Genomic DNA, 18,888 nt, shown 5'->3' with positions numbered 1-18,888 from the left:
CAGAACCTGTGAGACTCACTGTCAAAGAAGACATGAGTCAACACACAAAGCCGGATTTGGTGCCCTGTTCGCGGCCGGAGCGTTTGGTCAGCCCGTTCCAGGTGCCGATCATCGCCGAGGCCAGATCGAGAGTCAGCTCCTGGCCCGGGGCCGGGGTGAAACGCGCCATGGTGTCCGAGGCGAGCTGCTCATCAACGGTCATGACCAGGACCTTGTAGTCGGTGAGCAGTCCCTTCTCCACGGCCTCGCCGAAACCCAGGTAGTGGAACTCAGGGCCGTAGATGGCCTCATCGTCCATGGAGGCGATCTCAGCCGAGTGCTCCTCGGCCTTGCCCTTGATCTGGTCGGCGAACATGCGCGGGGTGGCGGTCATGTACAGCCGCTTGGTGGCCTGGATGTAGGTGTTGTCGTGGATGCGCACGAAATGGGAGAAATCCTCCCCGGCGAGTGTCACGCCGGTGGTGCGGTGGGCCTCATCGCAGATGACCAGGTCGAAGTCCTCCAGGCCCTGCTGCTGGGCCTCGTGGATGGCCGGCAGAGACTGGTAGGTGGAGAACACCACCGTCAGCCCGGCAGCGCGTTTGCTCCGTGCCAGACGCGCGGCGATGTCTTTGCCGTCGGTGGAGACCGGGACCTCCAGGTCATAGGCGGCGATGTCCTCGGCCCCGCGGGAGACCTTCGTGTCCGAGCACACCGCGTAGGAACGCAGGTCCACCTGGGTCTGGGCGGTCCACTCCTTGAGCGTCTGCGACAGCAGCGCGATGGAGGGCACGAGAAAGAGCACCCTGGCCCGGCCGCCGTTGTTCTCGGCGAACCGCTCAGCCAGACGCAGTGCGGTGAAAGTCTTGCCGGTGCCACACGCCATGATGAGCTTGCCCCGGTCATGGGTGGTGAAGCCCTCGATAGCCTTGGAGATGGCCGTCTCCTGGTGCGGTCGCGGCTCAAAAGTCTCCTTGCGCTCCAGGTTGATGGTCAACTCGGAACCGGGGTAGGCGATGTCCCAGTTGATGGGGGAATCAGCGATCGCACCCAGGCCGATACGGTTGGTGGGGATGACCTGGTTCTCCAGCATGGCCTCCGCGTTGGCCGACCACTGGTCGGTGGTGGAGATGATCAACCGGTTGGCGAATGACTCCGTGCCGTTCTCGGTGACGAAGCTGCGCCCGGAGGCCTCGAAGAAAGAGTCGAGGTGGCGTTTCTGCAGGCTGGTCGACGGCAGGTAGAACTTGCACTGGATCGCCGTCCAGCGGCTGTCCTCGCGTCGGCGTGCCACCAGGTCGATGCCGGTATCAGCCTGGCCGCCGTTATAGGCCCAGTCCTCCCAGCGGCACACCTCGTCGTACTGCTGCGACAGGGTGGGGTCCAGGCGGATGAAGTTGACCATCAGCTTCTCAAACGTCAGGCCCTGATGGGCGACGGTGGGGAGCTCACGCAGGGCAGCAACAGCATCAACAATGGTGGACATGGGTATCCATTCTGCCTGAGCAACCGTGGCGGCGGACGGTACCCCACTGCTTTGGGGGAGGCATTCGAACAAACGATTGCCAAGTTTCAGTTGATGTGTTGACCGTCTGCTTCAATGGGCAGTCATGTCCGAGATTTCTATCACCCCTGAGTTCGCCGAGGCTCTGTCTCAGATCCGCTCCGGTACGAACGTCCTCATCACCGGCAAGGCAGGTACCGGCAAGTCGACGCTGCTGCGCACCTACCTGGAAACCGCCGATGAGGCGGGGACCAGCACGCTGGTCACCGCCCCCACCGGAGTCGCGGCGCTGAACATCGACGGCTTCACCATCCACCGGACCTTCGGTTTCCGTCCGGGAATGTACCCCGATGACCTGGGGAAGGGCGGGAAGTGGTCGCCCTCGAACCGGGTCACCGAGGTGCTCCGCAAGGTGGAGGTCCTCGTCGTCGATGAGATCTCGATGGTGCGGGCGGACCTATTCGACATGATGGACAAGGCACTGCGTCTGATCCGCCGCAGCGAGAAACCCTTCGGCGGGGTGCAGCTCATCCTGGTGGGGGATCTGCTGCAGCTGCCGCCGGTTCTGCCCGACAACGAACGGGAGCTGTTCAACGAACGCTGGGAAACCCCGTACTTCTTCTCCGCGCATTGTTTCCCTCACGTCCACCTGTCGGAGGTGCACCTGACCACGGTCTGGCGGCAGTCTGACCCGGAATTCATCGACATCCTCAATGACGTCCGCGAGGGCGCGGTGACCAAGGAGACCCTGGACCGGCTCAACGAGAACGTCGACCCGGAGTTCAACACCCCCGATGACTGGGTGACACTCACCGCGTTCCGTCGCAATGTTGAGCGGATCAACGCGCGGAAACTGGCGGAACTGCCGACAGAGAAGTTTGTCTCCCACGCGCTGAAAGAGGGGGAGACCTCCGGATTCACTTTCAGCGGCACCGAGGAACTGCACTATGCCGTCGGGGCGCGGGTGATGACGGTGATCAACGACCCGGTGGATCGATTCGTCAACGGCAGCTTCGCCACCATCATCGACGCCTCCGCGGAGACCATCAGCGTCCGGCTCGACCACAGCGGTGAGGTGGTTACCCTGCGGCCCCACGTCTGGCAGATCCAACGACCCACCGTCACCGCGGGCCGGCTGGCCAGTGAGGACATCGGGTCCATCACGCAGTTCCCGGTGATCCTCGCCTGGGCTCTGACCATCCACAAGAGCCAGGGCAAGACCATTCCCCGGCTGTTCATCGACCTCAAGGGAGGAACCGCCACCGACGGACAGTTCTACGTCGCCCTCTCGCGTGCGGTGGATCTCGAGCGTCTGCGTTTCAGCACCCCGGTCGAGCAGCGCCACATCCGGGCCAATAATGCCCTCGTCCGCAAGGTGCGCCGGGAGGTGTCCAATGAACTGGACACCAGCCGCCAGGTCTTCCTCTCCTTCGACGGGGTGAACTTCGGCGTCAGTGAACACGTCGCCCGCATCCACGTCATCATTTTCGAGGGGGATCGCAAGGTGGCCGACTTCGGCTCCTGGATCAACCCCATGGCCGACCTGGGCACCTTCGGGCAGACCCACCGGGTGCCTGCCGGTGGACTGGCCATGGCCCCGACCCTGGGTGATTTCTGGCCGCTGCTGCTGCGCCAGGCGGCCGGGGGAGTGGTCATCGGTGACCGCCTGGCGATGCTGGAACGCGCTGTCCGCCACCAGGAGAAGGGCATGAACATCGGCCTCGGTGTCGGCTACGACATCATGGAGTTCGACCTCACTCCCACCGGCGACGATGTGGCCACCCGTTGCGGGAACATGGTGGAGCAGTTCCGGTCCGGCGGATTCCAGCCCCGGCGCGGTCAGGTGGTCCCGGTGCCGGACCGGGACCGGGAGGGTGCGGTCCTCATCCCCTCCTGGGCCCCGGAATCACCGATGGTCCTCGACCTGCGTCAGGCCACGGACTCTGATGCAGCGTGGGCAGCGATGTCCGGTGGCGCCCGTGCGGACCTTGATGCTGATGAGGTGCGGGAGTGCGCTGAGCTCATGTCCTCGTGGGCGATCTCCCGTGGATTCTGGACGGAGGAGATGCGACAGGAGCTTCTGGACCAGGTAGCTGCCCTGGGGGTGGCCCCCGGTGATCTGCCCGCACCCCTCGACATGGCGCGTGACCTCACCCGGCTGTTGGCACCCGGAACCCGGGTGGCATTCACCGGCCGTAACTACCTTCTCGGGGGTCCGGCGGATGATGAACGCCTGACACGGCTGTGCGCAGACCGTGATCTTGAGTACAAGACGGGTGTCTCCAAGAGCCGGTGCGACGTACTGGTCGCCGGTGATGTCGGTTCTATGTCCCGTAAGGCTCAGAATGCCCGGGAGTACGGTAAACCGATCATCTCCCAGGAGGATTTTGAGGCCTGGTATGAAGCAGAGCCGGCCCCGGTGGTTTCTGTACCTCCGGCGGCACCAGTTGTAGCGGAGACGGTGGAACTTCAGGTTGAACCGATGGAACCTGTCGCACTGCTGGTGGCGGATGCGCGTGCTCTGCTGCAGGAGGGCACACGTGTGGCTTTCCGAGGGTCCCTCTTCCTCAACAACGAACGGTACGCCCACGGCGAACCGATGGCCTCCCTCTGCGACAACCTGGGGCTGGAATACAAGCAGGCGGTGACCAAGACCCGGTGTGATGTGCTGGTCACCGATGATCCCGGTGCCCCGGACGGGAAATCTGCCCTCGCCCGCCGGTTCGGCACACCCATGATCATCACCACGGACTTCGCCGCCTGGGCGGAGCAACGCCTGGCCGAACTGGACCAGGACGCCCCTGAAGTGGGGACCGGGGAAGTGGAGGAGACTGCGGATGAGATCCCGGTGGATGCCGGAGTCGAGGCAGTCATTCTTGATGAGGTTGAAGTGAAGGTTGCTGCGCCTGAGCCGGTGACTGAGGAAGTCCCGCATACGCCGCCACCGACGGTTCCCGTCTTCGACAACGCCCCTGCAGCGCCGTGGGACCGCCCCTTCAGTGCGCCGCAGACCCCCTTCGTGGAACCCACAATGGCGGTGTCTCCGCAGCCTTTTGCCGTGCCGCACGAGGCGCCCGGACTCAGGGAGAAGCGGCAGCTGGAGGCCGACCGTGCTGCGAGTCGTTTCCGGAAGTCCCTCGTGGTCTTCGGAGTGCTCTCGCTTGCTTTCGTGGTCACTGCTTTTGCTGAGGCACCTGTGGCTGTCAGCGGGATTATTCTCCTGCTGGGGATGGTCTGCGCCCTGGTCGTGGGCATCCAGGGGTTGGTGGCGGCCTGGAAGAGAATCCGCCGATGAACTCAGGGCTGCTGACGACGCCCTGAACGTGCGGCGAAGGCATCGAGAAGCTCGAGGACGTCCGGTGCCCGCCAGGCCCGGGTGTTGCGCTCCAGCTGGGAGGCGAGGACCACGCCGTTGGCCTCCAGCCTTTCCAGCGCTTTACGGATGTTGGCGGGGGAGACACCGAGCTCCTCAGCCACATCCCGGGCGGTGACCACCGGGCGCGACAGCAGGATATTGAGGATCCTCCAGTCGACGGCGTCGCGCCGGGCTGTCACAGACCGCGCCCAGTCCTGCCGGATCTCCGTGAGTTCGGTGGCCAGCCAGGTGCCGAGTTCCGCTGCCCGGATGGCGCACTGCGCGACCAGCCTGACAATCGGCTCGGGATCACCGTCCCGGTAGACGGTGAGAGCATCGAAATAGGTGGGGATATCCTGCAGCAGTCCTGCAGAGACAGGCAGCGCAGCGTGCCGGCTCAGACCCCGCGCATGCAGGAGCGCATGGATGAGTGCCCGCCCGGTACGCCCGTTGCCGTCGGCGAAAGGATGGATGGTCTCCAGCTGGGCATGAGCCAGCGCAGCATGCACCAGTGTCGGAATATCGGTGCGCGCGAGAAAGAGATTCAGATCCGCCATCAGGCCCGGGATGTGGCGCGCGTGAGGAGGGACAAACAGTGCATCCACCGGGTGGAGATCGCTGCCCCCGATCCATACCGGTTCTTCCCGGAAACGCCCGGCGATATCAGGGGCGCTGGATTCCAGGAGAGTGCGGTGCATGGCCAGAAGTGACGCAGTATCAGGGGCACCATCACAGGTGATGGCCGCCCGCATCTGTCGGGTGTTAGCGACGATCAGACCGGCGTTTCCCGTGGTGACACCGAGAATCTCGGCCTCCATGACGCGTCGGGATGAGGAGGTGAGCTGTTCGATCCGACTGGAGGCCACTGATTCGCTGCGCAGCAGGAGCGGTGCGAAGGGCACCAACCGGGCAGCGTCGTGAGCATCGAAGTGGGCGACCGTGATCGTCGCCCGGTCGATGAGGCCTGCGGTTTCACCGTGCATGGAGTACTCCACCTCAGCAACTCCGGGGACCACTGCGCTGGAGTATTCCGCAGGCATGGACTGGTGGGCGCGGCGGGACAGGGGGCCCCGTGGTACCCAGGGAAGGGTTTCGTGGGAGGCAGCAGGCCAGGGGGACATGAAGAAAGGATAGTGAGTGATCCATTCGTGATCAAGGGAGCTGAGAATGGATCACTTATTATCCGTTCTTTAGGAAGCGTCTGACGCACGGATAAGTGAGGCTCCCAGGAAACAGCGGAACGTCCACCCTTGACCTTCACACCGTGGCAGGGTGTTGGGTGAGAGGAGAAAGGAGAAAGATCATGACCCCCATGACCACTGACATGCAGAGACTTCATCAGGCCCTGTCCGCCGCCGACCCCTCGGTCCGACTGCGCGCCGCCATGCAGGCAGGTACCTCTCCGGATCTCGTTTCCACCGAGATACTCGTGGAGCGCTTCGGTGCAGAGCCGGACTTCTTCGTCCGGGACATGCTCACCTGGGCGCTCATCCGGCGCCCGCAGGAGGAGACCCTGCCGGTGCTGCTGCCGCAGCTGCACTCGGAGAATCCCCGGATGCGCAGCCAGGTACTGCACACCCTCTCCAAGATCGGTGAGTCCTCGACCGCAGCGGCCATCACGCGAGAGCTGCTGCACGACGCCGACAATGAGGTCGCCCGCACCGCCTGGCGCACGGCGGCCGGACTGGTGGACGCGGATCAGGCTCCAGGGCTCGCCGAGGAGCTGCTCACAGAGCTCGGCCGACGGGACCACGAATCCCGCCGCAGCCTCAGTCGGGCGCTGGTGGCACTTGGGGAGGTGAGCCGCCCCCTGCTGGAGCGCACTGTCACCGATGAGGAGGCAGCGGTCCACGCCCGGGCCACCCTCGCGCTGCTGGATGACCCCGACGCCGACTTCACCGGATCGATGGAACAGGCCCGCCGCATCCACAACGGCGGTTACCACCTGCCGGCGGAGGCCTGATGCTCATCGGGGAGGTCTCCCGTCACACCGGGATCAGCGCGCGCATGCTCCGCCACTACGAGGAGCTGGGGCTGGTCAGCCCCCATGCGCGCACCTCCGGCGGCTACCGCGACTACTCGGAGGAGGACCTCCGCCAGCTCCTGCAGGTGGAGGCCCTGCGCTCCCTCGGTCTGCCCCTGGCCCACATCGCGGAACTTTTGGCCGAGGGGGTCGGGGGCCTGCCCACCATGATCGACCGGCTCATCGCGGAGACCAGACAGCGGATCAACCGGGACCGGGAACTGCTGCGCCGCCTGCAGCTGGTCCGGAAGGAACAACCGGAGGCAACAGCGGAACTGCTGGAGGTCATTGACGTGCTCCGGCAGCTGCGTTCCGGGGACCCCGCGGTCCGGCACCAGGCGGCACTGGGTCACCTGGATCCGGCCTCCGCGCGGGGTTCCGCCCTGACCGAGGCCCTGCTCCGCGAGGACAACGACGATGTCGCCGGTGCCCTGCAGTGGGCGCTGGAACGCTCAGGATCAACTGACCTCGGGCTGCTGCACAAGGCGCTGGCGGCGCAGAACCCCCGGGTGCGCCGCCGCGCGGCGAACCTGCTGACGGGGATGGCGGGGGCGGACGTCGATAAGCTCCTGGAGACGCTTGTCGACGACGCCGATGACCTCATCCGCAGCCGTGCCATCCTGGCTCTCAGCCGGCGGGGGAGTAAAGCGATGGTGCCCCGGCTGCTGGGGATGATCGTCGAGGGGCTGCTGGACGTGGAGGCCGCGGAACTGCTGGGTGAGCTGGTCCCCGCGGACGAGAAGGTCGTCGGCGAGCTGGAAGAGCTGCTCGCCGCGCCGGGCACCACCCCGGGGGCGCGCCTGCGCCTGGTCCAGGCACTCGCGGAGATCCCCGGCCCGCGGTCAGGGCGGCTGCTGGCCGCGCTCATCGACGACGAAGACCGTGTGGTCGCGGGGACCGCGCGCTACATACTCGGCGAGCACGGCAACGGTTAGTTACGGACCATCTCCAGCGAGGCCAGGCGCACCTCGCCGGCCTCGTCGGAGGCGTTGAGGTCGACGACGGCGAGCAGCTGGAAGGAGTTGTCGCCCTCCGGGTCCTTGATCAGCTGACGGGCGGTCCACTCCCGGCCCTCCTGCTTGAGGGAGAAGTACTCGTTGCTGCGGGCATCGGCACCCGTGTCCAGGTCGGCGTACTCGTCGAAATAGGCGTCGAGCTCGGCACCCCAGTCGGGCTTCGCGTCGCGCTCCAGGTACTCGAGTAGCTCGGAGAGACGGTCCTCCTTCTCCCAGGCGAAGAGCTCCACGAGGCGGAACATGAGGTTGCGCACCATGATGGTGAAGGCCCTCTTGTTCGCGGTGAGCGCGGTGGGGTCCTCCAGACCGAAGGCGAGCTCGCGCTCCAGGTCCTCCTTGGAGATGGGGGTGTCCTCATCACCCATCTGGGCCCATTCGTCGATCAGTGAGCTGTCCACCTGGCGGATGAGCTCACCGAGCCACTCGATGACGTCCTCCAGCTCATCGGTGAGAGCCTCCAGGGGCACGGACTGGCGCAGCGTACGCCAGGCATCGGTGAGGTAGCGCAGCACCACGCCCTCGGAACGCGCCAGCCCGTAGGTGGCGATCAGATCCGAGAAGGTCATGGCGTGCTCGATCATGTCGCGCACCACCGACTTCGGGGAGAGCTCGAACTCCTTGGCCCAGGGATGCCCCTCGGCGAAGGTGTCGTAGGCATCCTCGAGCTCCTCCTCCAGCGGCTTCGGCCAGGTGATGTCCTCTACGATGGCCATGCGCTCCGTGTAGTCCACCCCCTCGGCCTTCAGTGCCGCGATCTCCTCGCCGCGGGCCTGCTTCTGCTGGGCCTGCAGCAGGGGGCGGGGATCATCCAGGATCGCCTCGAAGGTGGAGATCACGTCGAGGGTGTAGGAATCGGATTCCTTGTCCAGCAGGGTCAGCGCCGCCAGCGCGAAGGGGGACAGTGGCTGGTTGAGCGCGAAGTCGCGCTGCAGCTCCTGCGTGAGGTGGTAGGGGCGGCCCTCCTCGTCGGTGCCGTCCGCCGCCTTGACCACGATGCCCGCGTTGAGCAGCCCCTTGAACAGCTCCAGGGTGTGGAGGATGTCACGGTTCTGCTTGGCCCGGGTGTCATGGTTGGTGCGCAGCAGGTGCTTCAGGTGCTCATAACCGTTGCCCGGCCGGGCGATGACGTTGAGCAGCATGGAGTTGGTCATACGGAACTGGGAGCTCATCGGCTCCGGCTCCGCCACGGTCAGCCGCTCATAGGTCTTCTCCGACCAGGTGACCTCACCCTCGCGCACGGACTTCAGGCGCAGCTTCTTCAGCTTCTTCGGGTCGGTGCCGGCACGCTCGCGCAGCCGCCAGTTCTCGATCTCGTGCTCCGGAGCCTCCACCACGACGGTGCCCTCCGTGTCATAGCCCGCGCGCCCCGCGCGGCCGGCGATCTGGTGGAACTCACGCGATTTCAGGATGCGCTGGCGGGTGCCGTCGAATTTCGCCAGCCCGGTCATCAGCACCGTGCGGATGGGCACGTTGATGCCCACGCCGAGGGTGTCGGTGCCGCAGATGACCTTGAGCAGGCCGGTCTGGGAGAGGCGCTCGACCAGACGGCGGTATTTGGGCAGCATGCCCGCGTGGTGCACACCGATGCCCCGGCGCAGCAGCCGGGAGAGCTGTTTACCGTAGGTGGTGGTGAAGCGGAAGGCACCGATCTCGGCGACGATCTTCTCTTTCGTCTCGTCGTCGATGATCTTCAGGCTGGTCAGCGCCTGGGCACGTTCGGTGGCCTCCCGCTGGGAGAAGTGCACCACGTAGATCGGGGCCTTACCGCCCTCGAGCAGCTCCTCGATCGTCTCGTGGACCGGGGTGTAGACGTAGGAGAAGTCCAGCGGCACCGGGCGGGTGGTGCCGGCGACCAGGTTGGTGGTGCGTCCCGTGCGTTCCGTGAGGTCCTGCTCCAGGGAGGCGGTGTCACCGAGGGTGGCGGACATGAGCAGGAACTGCGCCTTCGGCAGCTCCAGCAGCGGCACCTGCCAGGCCCAGCCGCGCTCCGGATCGGAGTAGTAGTGGAACTCGTCCATGACCACCTGGTCGATGGCGGCGGCCGCCCCGTCGCGCAGCGCGATGTTGGCCACGATCTCTGCGGTGGCGGCAATGATGGGGGCCCTGCCGTTGACGGTGGCGTCACCGGTCATCATGCCGACGTTCTCCGGGCCGAAGATCTCGCACAGGGCGAAGAATTTCTCGCTCACCAGCGCCTTGATGGGGGCGGTGTAGAAGGAACGCTGCCCACGGGCCATGGCGATGAAGTGCGCCGCGTTGGCCACCATCGACTTGCCCGAGCCTGTCGGGGTGGCCAGGATGACGTTGTCCCCGGCCAGGATCCCCAGGGCGGCCTCCTCCTGCGCGGGGTAGAGCTCGATCCCACGCGATCGGGTCCAGGCCAGGAAGCTGTCGAAGATGGATTCATCGAGCAGCGACTCGGGGACGTCGGACAGGTCAGGCAGCATCTGGGCGAGATTCACACTTACCCACCCTAGCCTGCTGCTTACTGGTCGTCGTCGAGTTCCTTGCCCTCGGCGTCCGGCAGATCCTCCGGATGGATGTCCTCGGGGTCGTCCTTATGGCCGGCGGAGTCGGCGTCCGGGAGATCCTCGGGGTAGACGTCGTCCTGCTCATCTTCCGTCGGCAGTTCCTGCGGGCCACCGACCTCCTCGGTGGCGTTGTCCTCCTCGGTGGAGTCCAGGGCCGCGAGGAAACGCTCGAACTCCTCGCCGATCTCCTCACCGGAGGGCATGTCGTGCTCCCCGGGCAGCATCGCCTTCGGATGGTTGGCGCGGTAGCGCTCCAGCTCCTCGTCGTACTGGTTCTCCAGGTGGTGGACCACCTGCTGGATCTCGGAGGAGTCGTTGACCTGCTCAGCCAGCTGGCCCGCGACCCGCGTCATGTCGTGCTCGAGAGCGCGCAGCGGGAAGGCCAGGCCGCTGGCGCGCGCCACGGCGTCGAGAAGCTCATGGGTGGCGGCCGGATAAGGGGAGGAGGCCAGATAGTGCGGCACGTGCGCGGTGAAACCGGCGACGTTGCTGCCGCGTTTGTGCAGCGCGCGCTCGACCATCATGGAGGCCGAACCCGGCAGCACCACCTTCGAGTCATAGGTGAACATCGAGTTGATCAGCGCGGGGGTGTTGCTGTGCGCGGAGACCATCAGCGGACGGGTGTGCGGTACCGCCATCGGGGCGGAGTAGAGGCAGATGGTGTTTTCCACACCGAACTTCTCCGCCAGATCGGCCACCGCCTCGGTGAACGCCTCCCACCGCAGGTCGGGCTCCGGACCGGAGAGCAGCAGGAAGGAACGCCCCTCCGTATCCCGCAGCACCCGGATACCCAGGTTGATGTGCTCCATCCCGGTGATGCGGTGGTTGTCCATCGTCACTGCCGGGCGGCGCGAGCGGTAGTCGATCAACTCATCGTTGTTGAAGGACGCCACCGGGCGGGAGTCGAGTGCCGCCAGCAGGTGGTCGGCGCTGGATTCCACCGCGTGTCCGGCATCCGCATAACCCTGCAGGGCGACGATGAGAGTCGGCCCATTGGTTGAGTCCGAGACCACCTCCGGTGCCGGGTATTCAAGGTCGTACATGCGGCGTTCATTGTCCGGCATACCCATCATCCTCCTTCGCTGATCTTCACAGATTCGGGTAACACATTGTGCAACACCGCCGACCCGGACATTAATCCCGGTCGCCGGTGCGGATCATTCCCACCAGTCTAACCGCACCATCTTTCCGGTTCATTCAGGGAACCGCCACCGGGAGCGTGCTCGGTTGTGGACAACCCCCGGCCACTCACAGGCACGAGTGCGCACCAACACGGTCCACGCTCGCGACTGCGCCGGGTGTGCGGGATGGTCGGAGTCATGACAGCGCTCACCTCACCAGGACAACTCGCCGCCAACCTGCCGGGCATCCTCGGCTTCTACCCCCACGACTCCGTCATCTTCGCCGCCTTCGACTGCACCGGCACCGCCGGCCGCTTCCGGCTCGGCCCCGTCATCCGGCTGGACATCGACGACATGCGCCACCTGCCCGACATCACCCGCACCATTGACGAATCCGGCGGGGAACTGGTCTTCGCCTTCGTGGTCACCGACCGGGACGAGGAGGAGGTGGGGGAGGTCGTGGACACGCTACTGACGATGGTGCGCACCGGGATCATGGACATCCACGCCTGCTGGATCGCCGGGGAGATCCTCACCGGTGAACCCGTGCAGCTGGCCTTCGGACCGGTCCCGGAGCCGGGCGAGGAGGGCTGGTCGGAGGCGTGGCTCGACGATGTCATCGCCCCGGTCGCCCAGGCCCAGTCGATGGGGGCGCTGCTGGAGCACGGCATGCTCCCTGACCTGAACCGGGAGGAGACCTTCGAGCAGTTCGCCCGTTTCAACCCCTCCTTCAGCCCGGTGGAATGCGAGCAGCTCAGCGAATTCGCCCACCGTTATTCCAGGGAACTGCTGCGCGCGCTGGAGCAGGGGGAGGAGCGCACGTGGGGCAGCTTCGCGGCGCTCTCCGGCGATATCGCGCTCCTGCTCACGGAGATTGAGGAACAGGACCTCACCGTCGCCGATCTCATGGCGGACGAGGAGACCCTGTTGACCATGGGGGCGGCGCTCGGCAACGCCACCATGCGCGACATCGTCGTCGAAGACGTCCTGCGCCGGCCTTCCCCGGCGGCAGACCTCCTGCTGGCCGTCGCCCGCACCTTCGGCGGACCGGTGCGCTTCAATGCGCTAGCTCTCCACGCCCTGTGCGCCCTGGAACTGAAGCTCTCCATGCGCGCAATTCCGGCTCTGTCCGCGGTCCTGGTCGAGGACCCGCGGCACTCACTGACGCGGTTGCTTCTCGACGCCTGCCGCGCCGGTGCCTTCGACGAACTCCTGGCGGCGGTCCGGCAGGGTTCCGTCATCGTGCGCACCGCACACGGCATCACCCCGCAGCTGGGGGTGGAGGCCGCCTGAGGTATTGACCTGTCCCGCTCAGTGTTTCTTCGCTGACCAGGCCTTCTCGCCGAGCTGGCTGGTGAAGGCCCAGGCATCGGTGACGATGGTCTCCAGGTCGGTGCGGGTGGGGTTCCACCCGAGTTCCTCCCCGATCTTCGTGGAGGAGGCGATGAGTACCGCCGGATCGCCGGCGCGGCGCGGGGCCACCTCGGCGGGGATGGGGTGCCCGGTGACCTTCCGGCACATCTCCACCACCTGCTTCACTGAATAGCCGTCACCGGAACCCAGGTTGTAGATCCGGTGCGTGCCCGGTTCATTGGACTCCAGGGCCAGGACATGGGCGTCGGCCAGGTCGCGGATATGGATGTAGTCACGCACTGCGGTGCCGTCCGGGGTGGGCCAGTCATCACCGAACATGAAGATCTTCTCCCGGTGACCAAGCGCGACCTGCAGGACCAGGGGGATGAGATGGGTCTCGATCTCCCGGTTCTCGCCGATGGCACCGTAGGCCCCGGCCACGTTGAAGTAGCGCAGGCTCGTCGCCCCCAGACCGTGGGCCTGTGTGTAGGAGGTGATGGCGTAGTCGATCGCCAGCTTCGTCGCGCCGTAGGGGTTGGTCGGTGCGGTGGGCATGTCCTCGGTGATGGGGACCTGCTCCGGCTCGCCGTAGGTGGCCGCGGTGGAGGAGAAGACCAGGTTGGTCACCCCGTGCTCACGCATGGCGTCCAGCAGCGTCAGCGTGGTCACCACGTTGTGCTGCCAGTACTCCTCCGGCTTCTCCATGGACTCACCGACCAGGGAACGTGCTGCGAAGTGGATGACCCCGTCGAAGCCCCCCTCGGCGAGCACCTGCGCCGCCACGTCCCGCACATCGCCCTCAACCAGGCGGGCCCGGGCGGGCACGGCCTCCGGGTTGCCGGTGGAGAAGTTGTCCACGATCACGACCTCGTGGCCGGCCTCGGTGAGTACCTGTGCACACACGCTGCCCACATATCCGGCTCCGCCGGTGACCAGAAGCTTCATCGTGGTGTCCTAGACCATCTCGACGCGGATCGCGTGCGCCAGGTCAGGGTGGATCTCCACCTCAGCGGCCCCCGTGCTGAGGGTGACGGTGCCGTTGTTGTTGGTGACGGTGACGGTGGTGCCGACGATGATGCCGGCGTCATGGAGGGCGGAGAACTGCGGCAGGTCCACCTGCAGGATCTCGTTGATCTGCACGATCCGGGCCTCCACCGGTCGAGCCTCGGGCAGGTCCACGGCGCGGATGCCGTGGTCGAGGGTGGTGGCGGGGACACCGAGCTCGTCCAGGCCCGGGATCGGGTTGCCGAAGGGGGAGCGGGTGGCGTCCTCCAGTACGGCGACAACGCGCTGTTCCACGGCCTCGCTCATCACGTGCTCCCAGCGGCAGGCCTCGTCGTGGACCTGGTGGATGTCCAGGCCGAGGATGTCGGTGAGCAGACGCTCGGCGAGCCGGTGCTTGCGCATGACGGCGGTGGCCAGCTCGCGGCCCTCCGGGGTCATCTCGAGGCTGCGGTCAGGTCGGACGATGACGAGGTTGTCCCGCTCCATGCGGGCGACCGTCTGGCTGACTGTCGGGCCTGACTGCTCGAGTCGCTCTGCGATACGGGCGCGCAGCGGTACAATCCCCTCTTCCTCGAGCTCGTAGATGGTCCGCAGATACATCTCTGTGGTATCGACCAAGTCTCTCACGTTAGGAGAACCTTTCTGCAGTATGTCCCGGTGATAGGTAGTAGCTTACCCGAAAAAATTTGCCCTCCCGGCTCAGCGGGAGGGCGGTGTGGCGTGTGGCTAATGTGTCGGAAGGGTCCTAGAGAGCGTACTCCCGCAGACGTTCGGCGCGATGGCCGTCCCGCAGCTTGCCCATCACCTCTCGCTCGATCTGACGCACACGCTCACGCGACAGGCCGAAGCGGCGGCCGATCTGGTCGAGGGTGCGCGGAACACCGTCGTCCAGGCCGTAACGCAGACGGATGACGTCCTGCTCGCGGTCCTCGAGAGTGCCCAGGACCGCACGGATATCGGAGTGACGCATGGTGGCCACGACCGCGGATTCCGCGTCGGTGGCCTCGGCGTCCTCAATGAAGTCACCCAGGGGTGCCTCTTCGTCGGCGCCGACGGGCATGTCCAGGCTCACGGGATCACGCGACTGGCGCAGGAGCATCTCGATGCGTGATTCCTCGATGCCGGACTCCTCGGCCAGTTCCTCATTCGTCGCCTCGCGGCCCAGGTGCTGGTAGAGCTCACGCTTGATGCGTGAGAGCTTGTTCACCTGTTCCACGAGGTGGACGGGCAGCCGGATGGTGCGCGACTGGTCCGCCATGCCGCGGGTGATGGCCTGACGGATCCACCACGTGGCGTAGGTGGAGAACTTGAAGCCCTTGGCGTAGTCGAACTTCTCCATTGCGCGGATCAGTCCGAGGTTGCCCTCCTGGATCAGATCCAGCAGCGGCATGCCGCGGCCGGTGTAACGCTTGGCCAGGGAGACCACCAGACGGAGGTTGGCCTCCAGCAGGTGGGCGCGGGCCTTGTTGCCGTCCTTGGCCAGCACCTTCAGGTCGCGTTTCATGGCACGCGTCAGCGGTTTCTCGGACTGCTGGAGCAGGTGGGTGGCATAGAGCCCCACCTCGATCCGCTGGGCGAGGTCCACCTCCTCCTCAGCGTTCAGCAGGGCCGTGCGGCCGATGCCGTTGAGATAGACACGCACCAGGTCGGCCGACGGGTTGTCATTGGTCTGACCTCGTCGGCTGCCGCGGTCGGTGGTCTCTATGCCTGATTCCTGCAGGGAAGGGTTTGTCATAAGGAGGCCTCCTATTGTCGCTGGTCTTAAAGATTCAACGCTCCAACGTCCAATTTTGTTCCCGTTCCCGGAATTCCGGTTGCCTGGGCGCTGTCATCGGCCGGATCAGGCGCTGACCTTCTCGCGGGCACCCTCCAGGGCCCGGGTCCGGGTCAGGAGCTCATCCAGCATTCCGTGGAGCCTGTTGCCGGAGGAGCGGGTGGGGGCGAAGTCGCCGTCGTTGCGGAAGTCCGTGAACAGAGACATGGCCACCGGCTCGTGGACATGCGCCATCTGCATCCCGGCGAGGGTGGCGCGCAGGTGCTCGACAGCTTCGGCGCCACCGGACGATCCGTAGGAGACGAAGCCGGCAGCCTTGTCGTGGAACTCGGGGGAGAGGTGGTGCAGGGCGTTCTTCAGGGCACCCGGGATGGAGGGATGGCGCTCCGAGGCGATGAACACGAAACCGTCGTAGCGGTCGATGGTGGTGGACCACCGTTTCGTGATCTTCTCCCCGTACCGTTTCATCGCCGGCGGGGTGGCCTCGTCCCAGACCGGCAGCTCGAGTTCGGAGATGTTGATGATCTCGTAGTCCGCGTCGCCCCGCCCGACAGCCTCCTGCCGGATCCACCTGGCCACGTTGAGGCTCTGGCGGCCACGGCGGGCGGTGGTGGTGACGATGGCGATCTTGGGCATGTGTTCCTCCGCACTCGAAAAGGTATGATTAGATTTCGATTATATGACATGACCACAAAATTTTCAAGGGGTCCATGCCCGCACGAGGGGGCCGGTCAGCACTCCACCAGCACGGTGAAGGGACCCTCGTTGACCGAGGCCACCTGCATCATCGCCCCGAACACGCCCTCCGCCACATGAATCCCGCGCCCGCGCAGCCCCGCCGCGATCTTCGCGATCACCGGCTCCGCCACCTCTCCCGGCGCGGCATCCGACCAGCTGGGACGCCGGCCCTTGACGGTGCGCCCGTGCAGGGTGAACTGGCTGACGAGCAGGACCGGGGCGCCGGCCTCCTCCACGCCGCGCTCATTGTCGAGGATGCGCAGCTCCGCGATCTTGCGCACCATCGTCTCCCAGGCATCGGGCGCGTCCTCCCGGCCGACACCCACCAGTGCGAGCAGGCCGCCGGTCTCCGGGCAGTCGATGGCTCCGACGACTTCGCCGTCCACCGTCACGGAGGCGGAGCTCACCCGGGTCAGGACCGCCTTCATGCGACCACCTGCGCCAGTTCGGCCGGCAGCATCAGACCGTGGCGGACCAGGTCGACGATCGCCGGGACGGCCGCCCGGACCAGCTCCTCCTCATCGAGTCCGTTCGCCATGGCGTAGAGCCCGGCTGTCTCCGCCAGAGAGAGACCCTGGGGATGCAGACCTGCGACGATGGCGGCCAGGTGCTCGTCGACCTCGTGGGACCAGCGCGGGCCCTCGGTACGCGTCAGGCGCAGGGTGGCCGGGGTGAAACCGACACCGGCGTCCAGGTCGGCAACGGCGATGTTCTCCCGGGCCAGGCCGGGACGGGTGAGGAAGGTGGCGTCGGCAAGCTCCTGTGCGTTGCGCTCCCGCAGCCAGGCGGTGCGCAGGAAGTACTCCTCGATCTCCGGGCCCAGGGGATCAGTGAAGGCCTGCGGCATGGCCTCGGCCATGATGTCGGAGGGCTGGTCGCCGATCTCGCGGATGGCCACGAAACCGAAGCCGATGCCGGTCACCCCGTGCTCAGCGAAATGCGCCAGCCACGACCCGGTGCGGGCGTCGGCCCCGGGGGAGCGGGGGTCGAGGGATTCGTCACGTAGCCAGGTGCCCACATAATGGGCCGGATCCGCCACATCGCGCTCAATGATCCACGCCGCCACCCCGCGGTCCGGCAGCCAGGAGGCAACCCGCGCCGCCCAGGACTGTGTGTGGGTGTGTACCCAGGCAGCCAGCAGATGCGCGGTACCGCCCTCCGCCAGATGCTCCGGGGCCTGCGAGACCACCAGCTCAGAGGCCCCGTCGAGGTTCAGCCCCGAATCCCGGTAGACGTGGCCGACCTCAGGCAGGCCGACGACGAAGGGCGGGTTGGCCACGATCCGGTCGAAACGGCGCCCCGCAACGGGCTCGAACCACGGCCCCTCCAGCAGCTCCACCTGTGTACCTGCCCCGGCGAAGGTGGCCTCCGCCAGATCCAGTGCCCGCGGGTGGACATCGGTCGCGGTCACGGACTCCGCGACACCGACCTGGCCGAGGGCCTGGACACCCGAACCGGTGCCCAGGTCCAGCACTGAGCCCACCGGTGTCACCGGAGTGGACTGCAGCAGCGACAGACTCGCCGCCCCCACACCCAGCACATGCTCCGGGCCCGGGACATGTTCCGTCATGGCGGCGTCCGCATCGGAGAAGACCCACCGGTTGTCCCCGACGATCACGTGCGGCCGGATGTCCAGGACCATCTGCACCGTGCCGTTGAGGTCGGCCACGGCAGCACCGGCATCCAGCAGGCGCGTCGCCAGTGTGGCACCCACCAGATCGGCCAGTTCCGTGGCCGGGACCGGGTCCCGCAGGATGAACACCCGGATCAGGCGGGAGAGGGTCGAGCCGTCGGAGGTGGCGTAGCGCACCGCGGCAGGTTCCCCGCGGTGCATCGCCTCGGTGTAGCTGGGGCCGAGATGCCCGGCGACGCCACCGGCGGTGAAACCTGCGGCACGGAACAGCGCCGTGAGCTCCGGCGCGAGAGCGGACAGGGGGGTACGGGTCACTTGTCGTCCTTCGGATTCTCATCGGGGTCTGATTCGGTGTCAGGCGCGGCGTCGGGCATGTTGTCGATCACCTCGTGCTTCCCGCTGTCTTCGCCGGGTGGCAGCGAGGGACGTTCCCCGGCCTCCAGTTCGGAGTAGCGGGCGGCCTCTGCAGCCAGGTGGGCGTTGTACTCGCGGGCGGCCTGCGGCTTGTACACCGAGCGGGTGCGCTTGTCGCGGCGCTCGCCCTTGCCGTTGGCGATGACCACAGCGATCCACGGCAGCGGCACGGAGATGATGAACAGCAGGCCGGAGAGTAGCCAGTCACCCAGCCAGATATAACTGCCGGCGCTGATCAGCAGGGCGGGCAGCCGGGCACCCTGCAACCACGAGTACATGCGCTCCCGGCGGCGCAGATCCTCGGCGGGGGAACGGCGGGCGTCGGTGATCAGCTCCGCGCGACGTCTGGTCAGCCGGAATCTGCGCCCCGCCTTCCCACCTTCTCCGGCGCCGGGGTCGTCGACGGTGTCGAAACGGTCCTGATCCATGGCTATCAAGATAG

General features: G+C 66.3%; 14 protein-coding genes and 1 pseudogene. 4 read left to right on the top strand and 11 right to left on the bottom strand.

Translation table 11 applies throughout. The features are described from left to right. Positions 1–46 precede the first annotated feature (46 nt). Positions 47–1,465: pseudogene (locus EAH68_RS12315) on the bottom strand (restriction endonuclease); the annotation flags it as partial. Positions 1,466–1,589: 124 nt separating this feature from the next. Here EAH68_RS12315 and EAH68_RS12310 point away from each other — a divergent pair. Then, positions 1,590–4,778 (top strand): ATP-dependent DNA helicase, encoded by a 3,189-nt coding sequence (locus EAH68_RS12310; RefSeq protein WP_126121633.1) that lies wholly within the window; start codon positions 1,590–1,592, stop codon positions 4,776–4,778. Positions 4,779–4,780: 2 nt separating this feature from the next. On the opposite strand, the gene EAH68_RS12305 is transcribed toward EAH68_RS12310, so the two are convergent. Next, entirely contained in the window at positions 4,781–5,959 is a 1,179-nt protein-coding gene (locus tag EAH68_RS12305) for a Fic family protein (RefSeq protein ID WP_126121632.1), read from the bottom strand. Between the two features lie 182 nt (positions 5,960–6,141). Between EAH68_RS12305 and EAH68_RS12300 the strand changes: the two genes are divergently transcribed. Further along, on the top strand, positions 6,142–6,801 hold the full coding sequence (locus EAH68_RS12300; RefSeq protein WP_369408412.1) for a HEAT repeat domain-containing protein: 660 nt from the start codon (positions 6,142–6,144) through the stop codon (positions 6,799–6,801). Beyond that, on the top strand, positions 6,801–7,796 hold the full coding sequence (locus tag EAH68_RS12295) for a MerR family transcriptional regulator (protein ID WP_126121631.1): 996 nt from the start codon (positions 6,801–6,803) through the stop codon (positions 7,794–7,796). Before EAH68_RS12300 ends, EAH68_RS12295 begins: the two co-directional genes overlap by 1 nt. Here the strand turns inward: EAH68_RS12295 and EAH68_RS12290 are convergent. After that, positions 7,793–10,324, bottom strand: a complete 2,532-nt coding sequence (locus tag EAH68_RS12290; RefSeq protein WP_126121642.1) for a DEAD/DEAH box helicase — start codon at positions 10,322–10,324, stop codon at positions 7,793–7,795. The two genes, EAH68_RS12295 and EAH68_RS12290, sit on opposite strands and share 4 nt — an antisense overlap. 38 nt (positions 10,325–10,362) lie before the next feature. Next, positions 10,363–11,472, bottom strand: a complete 1,110-nt coding sequence (locus EAH68_RS12285) for a PAC2 family protein (RefSeq protein WP_126121630.1) — start codon at positions 11,470–11,472, stop codon at positions 10,363–10,365. Positions 11,473–11,727: 255 nt separating this feature from the next. Between EAH68_RS12285 and EAH68_RS12280 the strand changes: the two genes are divergently transcribed. Beyond that, positions 11,728–12,822, top strand: coding sequence for a DUF4192 domain-containing protein (locus EAH68_RS12280; RefSeq protein ID WP_164546486.1), 1,095 nt, complete (start codon positions 11,728–11,730; stop codon positions 12,820–12,822). An 18-nt stretch (positions 12,823–12,840) separates the two neighbouring features. Here EAH68_RS12280 and galE read toward each other — a convergent pair whose 3' ends face one another. The 7 genes from galE to EAH68_RS12245 all read right to left on the bottom strand — a co-directional run bounded on the left by galE (position 12,841) and on the right by EAH68_RS12245 (position 18,874). After that, complete coding sequence (galE, locus tag EAH68_RS12275; RefSeq protein ID WP_126121628.1) at positions 12,841–13,827, bottom strand: UDP-glucose 4-epimerase GalE; 987 nt, start codon at positions 13,825–13,827, stop codon at positions 12,841–12,843. A 9-nt stretch (positions 13,828–13,836) separates the two neighbouring features. Next, entirely contained in the window at positions 13,837–14,514 is a 678-nt protein-coding gene (locus EAH68_RS12270; protein ID WP_126121627.1) for a metal-dependent transcriptional regulator, read from the bottom strand. A gap of 118 nt (positions 14,515–14,632) precedes the next feature. Then, the gene (locus EAH68_RS12265) at positions 14,633–15,622 is read right to left on the bottom strand and encodes a sigma-70 family RNA polymerase sigma factor (RefSeq protein ID WP_126121626.1); all 990 of its coding nucleotides are present in this window, start codon (positions 15,620–15,622) and stop codon (positions 14,633–14,635) included. Between the two features lie 105 nt (positions 15,623–15,727). Continuing rightward, entirely contained in the window at positions 15,728–16,297 is a 570-nt protein-coding gene (locus EAH68_RS12260) for an NADPH-dependent FMN reductase (protein ID WP_126121625.1), read from the bottom strand. A 95-nt stretch (positions 16,298–16,392) separates the two neighbouring features. Continuing rightward, positions 16,393–16,827 carry a D-aminoacyl-tRNA deacylase gene (gene dtd, locus EAH68_RS12255; protein WP_126121624.1) on the bottom strand — a complete coding sequence of 145 codons (435 nt, stop codon included), beginning with the start codon at positions 16,825–16,827 and terminating at the stop codon, positions 16,393–16,395. Further along, positions 16,824–18,347 (bottom strand): DUF7782 domain-containing protein, encoded by a 1,524-nt coding sequence (locus EAH68_RS12250; RefSeq protein WP_126121623.1) that lies wholly within the window; start codon positions 18,345–18,347, stop codon positions 16,824–16,826. Before EAH68_RS12250 ends, dtd begins: the two co-directional genes overlap by 4 nt. Continuing rightward, entirely contained in the window at positions 18,344–18,874 is a 531-nt protein-coding gene (locus EAH68_RS12245) for a DUF3099 domain-containing protein (RefSeq protein WP_126121622.1), read from the bottom strand. The genes EAH68_RS12250 and EAH68_RS12245 overlap by 4 nt, the downstream gene beginning before the upstream one ends. Positions 18,875–18,888: the final 14 nt, after the last annotated feature.

It is taken from the genome of Corynebacterium hylobatis (assembly GCF_003955685.1).
Lineage (GTDB): Bacteria > Actinomycetota > Actinomycetes > Mycobacteriales > Mycobacteriaceae > Corynebacterium > Corynebacterium hylobatis.
The sequence above is the reverse complement of the archived record's forward strand: the minus strand, read 5'-3'. Positions and strand labels throughout refer to the sequence as shown.